Here is an 8,613-nt window from a genome sequence, read left to right as displayed (position 1 = left end):
GCTGCGGCGGGTGGGGCGGCTGCGGCGGCTGCGGCGGCTGCGGCGGCTGCGGCGGGCGGGGCGGCTGCGGCGGCTGCGGCGGCTACGGCGGCTGCGGCGGGTGGGGCGGCTGCGGCGGCTGCGGCCGCCCCGACGTCCGGGATCAATCGCTTGCCGAGTCCCACAGTATGGTCGGGCTCGTACCCGAGCGAGCGGTACCAGTCGATCACATCCGTGTTCGTCGATCGCACCTGCAAGTTGAGCTTCGGGCAGCCGCGCTCCACGAGCAGCCGCTCGGCTTCGGCGAGGAGGGCCGCGCCGATGCCCTCACGGCGACGCGTCTCGTCGACGGCGAGGTAGTAGATCCAACCGCGGTGCCCGTCGTAGCCGACCATCGCGGCACCCACGATCGCACCGCCGCCGGCCTTGCCTGCACCGCCAGCTTCAGCGACCAGGAACATCTCGGGCTGCACGGTGAGCTTGCGCTCGATGTCGCGATACGGGTCGTTCCACGGCACGGTCACGCCCGCGCGTCGCCAGAGCGCCACGACCGCCTCGGTGTCATCACGGCGGAACGTGCGGATGACCGTGCCGGCCATCACGCGTCGAGTCGCGTCAGCCAGCCGTGGCGGTCTTCCACGCGGCCGTACTGGATGCCGGTGAGCTCCTCGCGGAGCGAGAGCGCGAGCTCCGACGCGGCCGCACCGTTGTGCACGATCTCGAAGTCATCGGCGAGGAGGCGCCCGATCGGCGTGATCACGGCGGCCGTGCCGCAGGCGAACGCGCCCACGATGGCACCGGATGCCGCACCCTCGCGCCACTCGTCGATCATCACCTTGCGGCTCTCGACGGTGTGCCCGCGGTCGCGTGCGAGCTGCAGCACCGAGTCGCGCGTGATGCCCTCGAGGATCGAGTCGGACTCGGGCGTGACGAGGGTGCCGTCGCGGTAGACCAGCACCACGTTCATGCCGCCGAGCTCCTCGATGTACGTGCCGTCGTCGAGGAACAGCACCTGCTGGCATCCGTGCTGGGCCGCCTCCGCCTGCGGCAGCAGGCTCGACGCGTAGTTGCCGCCGGTCTTCGCCGCACCCGTGCCGCCCTTGCCGGCACGCGCATACCTGGTCGAAAGCCAGATCGACACCGGCTGCACGCCGCCGTGGAAGTAGGCGCCGGCGGGGCTGGCGATGAGGTAGTACGCGACCTTCTTCGCGGGCCGTACCCCGAGGAACGCCTCCTTGGCGAACATGAACGGACGCAGGTACAGGCTCGTCTCGGGTGCCGACGGCACCCACGCACCGTCGACTGCGACGAGCTGCTTCAGCGAGTCGATGAAGTACTCGCTCGGCAGCTCGGGCAGGGCGAGCCGTGCGGCGGATCGCTGCATGCGCGCCGCGTTCTCATAGGGGCGGAAGGTCCAGATCGAGCCGTCGGCATGACGGTAGGCCTTGAGCCCCTCGAAGATCTCCTGCGCGTAGTGCAGCACTGCGGCCGACGGTTCGAGCTGGATGGGCCCGTACGGCGACACGCGCGGACGGTGCCAGCCGCCCTTCTCCGACCAGCACAGGTCGACCATGTGGTCGGTGAAGTGGTTGCCGAAACCGGGGTCGGCGAGGATCGCCTCGCGATCGGCCTCGCTCTTCGCCGCGTCGTTGCGGGTGAGCGCCCACGCGAGACCGGTCTCGGAGGGGGTCTGCAGGGTCAGGTTCGTCGTCGTCATGGTCTCTTCCTTCGGATGCGCCCGTCAGGCGGGCTGGGTCTCATGTGCGCCGATGCGGACGGCGATCGCGTCGCCGACCTCGGAGGTCGAGCGTTTCGCGTCACCGCGCTCGGCGATGTCGGCGGCGACCGCCCGCTCGACCTTCGCCGCGGCATCCGCAACGCCCAGGTGGCGGAGCATGAGTGCGACGGAGAGAATCGCGGCGGTGGGGTCGGCGATGCCCTTCCCGGCGATGTCGGGTGCGGAACCGTGTACCGGCTCGAACATGCTCGGGAACCGGCCGTCGGGGTTGATGTTGCCCGAGGCCGCCAGTCCGATGCCGCCGCTGATCGCGCCGGCCAGATCGGTGAGGATGTCGCCGAAGAGGTTGTCCGTGACGATGACATCGAATCTAGCAGGATCGGTGACGAGGAAGATCGTCGCCGCGTCGACGTGCAGGTAGTCGACCGCGACATCCGGATACTCGGCGGCGACCGCGTCGACCGTGCGCTTCCAGAGCGACCCGGCGAACACGAGCACGTTCGTCTTGTGCACGAGCGTGAGCCGCTTGCGCGGGCGAGCGGATGCCGCGGCGAACGCGTAGCGCACGACGCGCTCGACCCCGTACGCGGTGTTCACCGAGACCTCGTTCGCGACCTCGGCGGGCGTGCCGACGCGGATCGCGCCGCCGTTGCCCACGTACGGGCCCTCGGTGCCCTCGCGTACCACGACGAAGTCGACGTCGCCGGGGTTCGCCAGCGGGCTCGCGACACCGGGATGCAGCACGGACGGCCGCAGGTTCACGTAGTGGTCGAGCTCGAACCGGAGCCTCAGCAGCAGGCCGCGCTCGATGTTCGCGCCGGCGAGACGCGGGTCGCCGGGCACTCCCCCGACGGCGCCGAGAAGGATCGCGTCGTGCTGCTTGATCGCCTCGAGGTCGTCGTCGGTCAGCACATCGCCGGTCTCGAGGTAGCGTGCGGCGCCGAGCGAGAACGGTGTCTGCTCGAAGGAGAGGTCGGTGCCCTCGATCGCCGCGTCGAGGACCTTCAGCGCCTCGCCGACGACCTCGGGACCGATGCCGTCGCCCGGAATCACCGCGAGCCTGACCGTGCCTACCATGGATTCTCCTTCGTGCGCCAGCCCTCCCAGCGTACTTGGTGGCGAGCGTAGCCTGACGACGAGGGCGGAAGCATCCCGCCCCGGCATGACGCGGCGTTCGCGCCGCGTCGGAGACGGAGGACCCCATGAGTCTCGGACTCGGAATCGTCCTGTTCGTGATCGGCGCGATCCTCGCGTTCGCGCTCAACCTCACGGTCGACTGGATCAACCTCCAGCTGGTCGGCTACATCCTCATGGGCGCCGGAGCGATCGTGATCATCCTGGGCATCATCCTGCTCGCCCGTCGTCGCCGCTCCGTCGCCACCTCGCACACGAGCGTCGACCCCGCCACCGGCGACCGGGTCACCCGCAACGAGCACACGGCACCCGACGAGCGTGCGGTCTGATCGGCTGACCGCGAACGGCCGCCCCTGCGCTCCTCCTGCGCGCCGGGGGCGGCCGTTCGGACGTACGAGGCGAGTCGCGCGTCACTTCGCGCCGGCCGCCCGCGGGTTCCGTAGCGCGAACGCCGCGATGAGCGCGGCGGCGAGCATCAGCCCGACGCCGATGAGCGAGGTCGTCACGACCCCGTCGCCGAAGGCATGGGCTGCGGATGCCGCGAGCTCGGCGCCGATGGCGTCGGGCAGGTCGTCGGCGACGATGACGGCGCCCGCGAGCGTCTCGCGTGCGGCATCCGCCTGACCGTTCGTGAGGATCGCCGGCAGCTCGATAGCTGAGCGGAAATGCGCCGCAAGGATGCTGCCGAGCAGGGCGGTGCCGAGCACCGCGCCGAGTTCGTACGCAGTCTCGGAGACGGCCGAGGCGGCGCCCGCCTTGGCCTGGGGCGCGCTGGAGAGGATGAGTTCGTTCGAGACCGTCTCGGCGGCGCCGATCCCGACGCCGAGCAGGATGAACGCGATGACGACGGGTGCGATGGTCTGCGCGTTCGTCGTGAACGCGATGACGAGGTAGCCGGCGGCCGAGAGCGCCAGTGCGATCGGCACGAGCACGCGCGGCGGCACCCGGCGCGCGACCGGCACCACCGCGAGGCCGGCGACGATCATCGCGACGAGGCCCGGAAGCAGCGCGAGTCCGGCGGTCACCGGGGTCAGCCCCGCGATGAGCTGCAGGTGCTGCGAGACGAAGTAGAGGAACCCGACGAGTGCGATGACGCTGAAGAGGTTCACGAGCACGGCGCCGCCGAACGAGCCCTGCCGGAAGAGCCGCACGTCGAGCATCGGCGATGCGCTCACGAGCTGCCGCCGTACGAACCAGGCGCCGCAACCGACGCCGGCGAGAATGGCCGCCACGCCGGCGACATCGACGCCCTCAGTCGCGATCGACTTGATTCCGTAGACGACCGGCCCCATCGCGGCCAGCGAGAGCAGGGTGCTCACGACGTCGATGCGGCCGGGCGACGGGTCGCGGCTCTCGGGGATGAGCAGCGGCACGAGCACCAGCATCGGCACGAGCACCGGTACCGCGAGGAGGAACACCGAGCCCCACGCGAAGTGCTCGAGGAGGATGCCGCCGACGAGCGGCCCGAGGGCGCTGCCCGCCGCGAAGCCCGAGGCCCAGATCGCGATCGCGAGCCTGCGCTGCTCGCGGTCGGTGAAGGTCGACCGGAGCAGCGACAACGTCGACGGCATGAGCATGGCGCCGAAGAAGCCCAGCGCCGCGCGCGCGGCGATGAGCGCCTCGGCGGTCGGGGCGAACGCCGCGGCGATCGAGAGCACCGCGAAGCCCGTCGAGCCGATGAGCAGGAGCCGCCGTCGCCCGAACCGGTCGCCGGCGCCGCCCATCGCGACGAGCAGGCCGGCGAGCACGAGCGGGTACGCGTCGATGATCCAGAGCTGCTGGGCGGCGGTCGGCGCGAGATCGGTGGCGATCGCCGGAAGGGCGAAGCTCAGCACGGTGTTGTCGACCGACACGAGCAGCACCGGGAGCATGAGCACGGCGAGGGCGATCCACGCGCGCCGCGGCGCACGTGGCGCACGTGGCGCGTGTGGCGCGTGTGGCGCACGTGTCGTTTCTCTCGTGCCTGCCGCGGAGCCGAGCGTCGCGGTCGCCGCTCGCGTCGTCTTCATCATTTCGGAATCCATTACTACACCGTCCGGTCGGTATAGTAACAGACTATGAACGGATGCCGCTCGCTACGATCGAGCACATGAGCCGACCCCCAGCCGCCCGCGAGGCTGTGCTCGATGCGTTCGAGCAGATCCTCGTGGAGGACGGCGAGCGCGCCGCCACCCTCGATGCCGCGGCGCGCGCCGCAGGCGTCTCGAAAGGCGGCCTGCTCTACCACTTCCCCTCGCGCGAGGCGCTCGTCGAAGGGGTGCTGACGCGCTTCTCCGCGCTCGTCGACGACGACCTCGAGGTCATGGCCGCGGCGCCCGAGGGGGCGGTCGCGTACTTCGTGCGCTCCTCGGTCTCCAATGACACGGCGCTCGAGCGCGCGGGCGTGGCGGCGGCGCGCCTGGCCCAGGCGGGGCATCCGTCGGCGGTGCGCATGATCCGGTCGGTGCGCGCGCGCTGGTTCGGTGCCGTGCGTGCGCACGTCGCCGACCCCACCGTGGCACTCGCCATCACCCTGATCGGCGACGGCCTCTACTACGACTCCGCGCTCCACGGCGACGACGCCGAGACGGGCGTCGACGCGCCGCGCGCGAGCGAGATGGACGCGCTCGTCGCACTGCTCGAGCGGCTCGCCGCCGAGCCGCGCGCCGCGCGGTGACCGGCGGGTGAGCCCTACTCGGTGATGTCGATCTCGGCGAGCACGTCGGCGTCGATGGCCTCGCGCACCCGCTCGAGCACGTCGGTGGGAACCGGCGAGTCGACCGTGAGCACGCTGAGCGCCTGGCCTCCCGCGGCGCGGCGGGCGATCTGCATGCCCGCGATGTTGATGCCGGCGTCGCCGAACTCACGACCGTAGATCGCGACGATGCCGGGACGGTCGGTGTACTGCATCACGAGGTGCGTCGTCGCGATCGGCACCTCGATCTCGTAGCCGTTCACGCCGACGAGCTTCTCGATCTGCTTGGGACCGGTGAGCGTGCCCGAGACCGAGATCTGCCTGCCGTCGGCGAGCGCGCCGGCGAGCGTGATCACGTTACGGTACTCGGGCGAGTCCGCGTCGACGATCAGTCGCACATCGATGCCGCGCTGCTCCGCGAGGAGCGGCGCGTTGACGTACGAGACGGTCTCGCTCACGACCTTCGAGAACACGCCCTTCAGCGCCGCGAGCTTCAGCACGCTCACGTCGTAGTCGACGAGCTCGCCGTGCACCTCGACGTCGAGGCTCGTGATCGCGGCATCCGCGAGTCCGGCGAAGAGCTGGCCGAGCTTCTCGACGAGCGGGATGCCGGGACGCACGTACTCGTCGATGACGCCGCCCGCGACATTGACCGCGTCGGGCACGAGCTCACCTGCGAGCGCGAGTCGCACCGATTTCGCGACCGAGACGCCGGCCTTCTCCTGCGCCTCGTCGGTCGACGCGCCGAGGTGCGGGGTGACGATGACGTTCGGAAGTCCGAGCAGGGGCGACTCGCGCGGCGGTTCCGAGACGAACACGTCGAGGCCGGCACCGGCGATCTTGTGCGAGGCGAGCGCGTCATGGAGCGCTTCCTCGTCGATGAGCCCGCCGCGCGCCACGTTGACGACGTAGGCCGTCGACTTCATCTTCGCGAGCTGCTCGGTGCCGATCATGCCCGTGGTCTCGGGAGTCTTCGGCATGTGGATGGTGATGAAGTCGCTGCGTTCGAGGAGTTCGTCGAGGCTCACCGTCTGCACACCGAGCTGCTGCGCCCGGGCTGCGGTGATGTAGGGGTCGTAGGCGATGACCTCGGTGCCGAACGCCTGCAGGCGGGCCGCGATGAGGGCGCCGATGCGGCCGAGGCCGATGATGCCGATCGTCTTCTCGTAGAGCTCGACGCCCGTGTAGTGCGAGCGTTTCCACTCCCCCTGCGCCAGCGCCGAGTGCGCGGCCGGGATGTGCCGGGCGAGGCTCAGGATGTGTCCGACGGTGAGCTCGGCGGCTGAGATGATGTTCGACGTCGGCGCGTTCACGACCATGACGCCCGCCGTGGTGGCGGCCTTGGTGTCGACGTTGTCGAGGCCGACGCCCGCGCGGGCGATGACCTTCAGCTTCGGTGCGGCGGCGATCGCCTCGGCGTCGACCTTCGTCGCCGAGCGCACGAGGATCGCGTTCGCCTCGGCGAGAGCCGCGAGCAGCGCCGGACGATCGGTACCGTCGACGTTGCGGATCTCGAAGTCGGGCCCGAGGGCGTCGACGGTGGCGGGCGAGAGTTCTTCGGCGATCAGCACGACCGGCTTTGACACGAACGGTTCCTTCGGGACGAAGCGCGCATGCGCGCGAATGAGAGCGCCTCCGCCAGTGGTGGGCGCCGATACCGGGACTACTTTACGGGAGACCTCCACCCTCGGCCGACTCCGTGACGTCAGGGGACGACTCCGTGACGTCAGGGGACGACGACCCCCCCGGCCACGCCCAGCAGCACGGTCAGGGTCAGGAACAGCGCCGCCGAGACGGCGAGACCGGCGAGGTAGAGCGCCGCCTTCGCGACGACGCCGCGCCGGCGGCCGAGCCCGAACGCCGCCACGAACGACCCGACCGGTGCGACCAGGGCCGCCACGAGCAGCACCCAGCCGATGGCCGAGAAGGCGAGTCCGAGGGCCGTGAGTTGCACGATCGACCCCACGACCTCCCACACGTCGTAGGCGAAGAACAGCCCGAACGCCACCGCGAGCGCGACGTCGAGCCAGAGCGGGGTGCGCGCTGCCGCGTCATGCCGCACCGTGCGTGCCGTCTCGGCGCTCACGCGGTGACCCCCAGCACGAACGGCACGGGCACCAGGACGATCGCGCCGCCGATGAGCCACAGCAACCGCGACCGTCGACGTGCCGAGAGCCAGAACGACAGCCCGAGCCAGAGTGCGGGCGCGAGCACGGCGAGCCAGAGCCCGAGCGCGTACATCGCGTCGTCGACGACGCCGAGTCCGGGTGCCGTCGTGCGCAACGCGGTGATGAGCCATCCGACGGTGTACAGCAGGTAGACGCCGCCGAGCACTCCGAGCACCACGAGCTCGACCGAGCCGGTCTGGGCGGCGCCGGTGACGTCGGTGTCGGATGCCGCGGCCCCGGCCTCGCCGCCGGATGCCTCTGCCGGGGCATCCGTCACCTCGTCATCGGACCCCGCGAGCGGCGCCGGGTTTCCGACGGTCTTCCATCCGGGTGCGAGCGTCGGGTCGTCGTCGCCGTCCCACCGAAGGGCGTCGTCGTCGGGGTCGCGGGGCATGCGACCAGACTATCCAGTCGGATACCCCGCGAGGCGTGCCGGCTCATTGACCGAGCCTCAGATGCTTCTCGAGCTGGTCGAGATAGGCGGGCCTGTCGGACGTGTCCGACCCGCCCGCACCGGAACCGCAATCGACGGCGTCCGTGTCTGCTGCGGCACGCTGCTCGGCGAGGTCGCGATACATCTCCGCACGACTCTCGGCGAGATCGAGCATGCCCTCGGCCTGAGCTGCGAGTACCGTGGCCCGCTGTTCGGCGAGGTCGCGTGCCATTTCGGCTCGGCTCTCGGCGAGTTCCTCGAGCCCCGAGCGCAGCTCGGCGGTCTGTTCGCTCGTGAGCTGCCGGACGGGTTCGGGAACCGGTTCTTGCGCGCACGAGGCGAGGGCGAGCCCGGCCGTGACCGCGATGATCGCGGTGGCGATGATGCGCTGGGTGTCCTTCGTGGTGTTCATGAGCCCACGGTCTCGCCTGCCGGTACTCGTCTCGCGCGCGAACGGTATTCATCGGGTACTCGCCGGACTCCGCAA

General features: G+C 70.7%; 10 protein-coding genes. 2 read left to right on the top strand and 8 right to left on the bottom strand.

Annotated elements, in window-relative coordinates; genetic code table 11:
- The 3 genes from ACFWN7_RS05540 to ACFWN7_RS05530 all read right to left on the bottom strand — a co-directional run.
- Positions 1 to 578: GNAT family acetyltransferase (locus tag ACFWN7_RS05540; RefSeq protein ID WP_376937730.1), on the bottom strand; the 578-nt coding region annotated here is incomplete at its 3' end.
- The gene (locus ACFWN7_RS05535) at positions 578 to 1,696 is read right to left on the bottom strand and encodes a branched-chain amino acid aminotransferase (protein ID WP_376937729.1); all 1,119 of its coding nucleotides are present in this window, start codon (positions 1,694 to 1,696) and stop codon (positions 578 to 580) included. The genes ACFWN7_RS05535 and ACFWN7_RS05540, both read right to left, overlap by 1 nt.
- Positions 1,697 to 1,720: 24 nt before the next feature.
- A complete protein-coding gene (locus ACFWN7_RS05530) occupies positions 1,721 to 2,794 on the bottom strand; it encodes a 3-isopropylmalate dehydrogenase (RefSeq protein ID WP_376937728.1) in 1,074 nt (357 codons plus the stop codon).
- Positions 2,795 to 2,919: 125 nt separating this feature from the next.
- On the opposite strand from ACFWN7_RS05530, the gene ACFWN7_RS05525 reads away from it, so the two are divergent.
- Positions 2,920 to 3,180, top strand: a complete 261-nt coding sequence (locus ACFWN7_RS05525) for a DUF6458 family protein (RefSeq protein WP_376937727.1) — start codon at positions 2,920 to 2,922, stop codon at positions 3,178 to 3,180.
- Between the two features lie 81 nt (positions 3,181 to 3,261).
- On the opposite strand, the gene ACFWN7_RS05520 is transcribed toward ACFWN7_RS05525, so the two are convergent.
- Positions 3,262 to 4,860 carry an MFS transporter gene (locus ACFWN7_RS05520; protein ID WP_376937740.1) on the bottom strand — a complete coding sequence of 533 codons (1,599 nt, stop codon included), beginning with the start codon at positions 4,858 to 4,860 and terminating at the stop codon, positions 3,262 to 3,264.
- An 80-nt stretch (positions 4,861 to 4,940) separates the two neighbouring features.
- Between ACFWN7_RS05520 and ACFWN7_RS05515 the strand changes: the two genes are divergently transcribed.
- On the top strand, positions 4,941 to 5,507 hold the full coding sequence (locus ACFWN7_RS05515; RefSeq protein WP_376937726.1) for a TetR/AcrR family transcriptional regulator: 567 nt from the start codon (positions 4,941 to 4,943) through the stop codon (positions 5,505 to 5,507).
- A gap of 14 nt (positions 5,508 to 5,521) precedes the next feature.
- Here ACFWN7_RS05515 and serA read toward each other — a convergent pair whose 3' ends face one another.
- The 4 genes from serA to ACFWN7_RS05495 all read right to left on the bottom strand — a co-directional run bounded on the left by serA (position 5,522) and on the right by ACFWN7_RS05495 (position 8,538).
- Positions 5,522 to 7,111, bottom strand: a complete 1,590-nt coding sequence (serA, locus tag ACFWN7_RS05510; RefSeq protein WP_376937725.1) for a phosphoglycerate dehydrogenase — start codon at positions 7,109 to 7,111, stop codon at positions 5,522 to 5,524.
- A 140-nt stretch (positions 7,112 to 7,251) separates the two neighbouring features.
- A complete protein-coding gene (locus tag ACFWN7_RS05505; protein ID WP_376937724.1) occupies positions 7,252 to 7,611 on the bottom strand; it encodes a hypothetical protein in 360 nt (119 codons plus the stop codon).
- On the bottom strand, positions 7,608 to 8,087 hold the full coding sequence (locus ACFWN7_RS05500; RefSeq protein WP_376937723.1) for a DNA polymerase III subunit gamma/tau: 480 nt from the start codon (positions 8,085 to 8,087) through the stop codon (positions 7,608 to 7,610). Before ACFWN7_RS05500 ends, ACFWN7_RS05505 begins: the two co-directional genes overlap by 4 nt.
- Positions 8,088 to 8,130: 43 nt before the next feature.
- Positions 8,131 to 8,538, bottom strand: a complete 408-nt coding sequence (locus ACFWN7_RS05495; RefSeq protein WP_376937722.1) for a hypothetical protein — start codon at positions 8,536 to 8,538, stop codon at positions 8,131 to 8,133.
- Between the last annotated feature and the right edge of the window lie 75 nt (positions 8,539 to 8,613).

The organism is Agromyces sp. NPDC058484 (assembly GCF_042720415.1).
In the GTDB taxonomy this organism is placed as follows: Bacteria; Actinomycetota; Actinomycetes; order Actinomycetales; family Microbacteriaceae; genus Agromyces.
The sequence above is the reverse complement of the archived record's forward strand: the minus strand, read 5'-3'. Positions and strand labels throughout refer to the sequence as shown.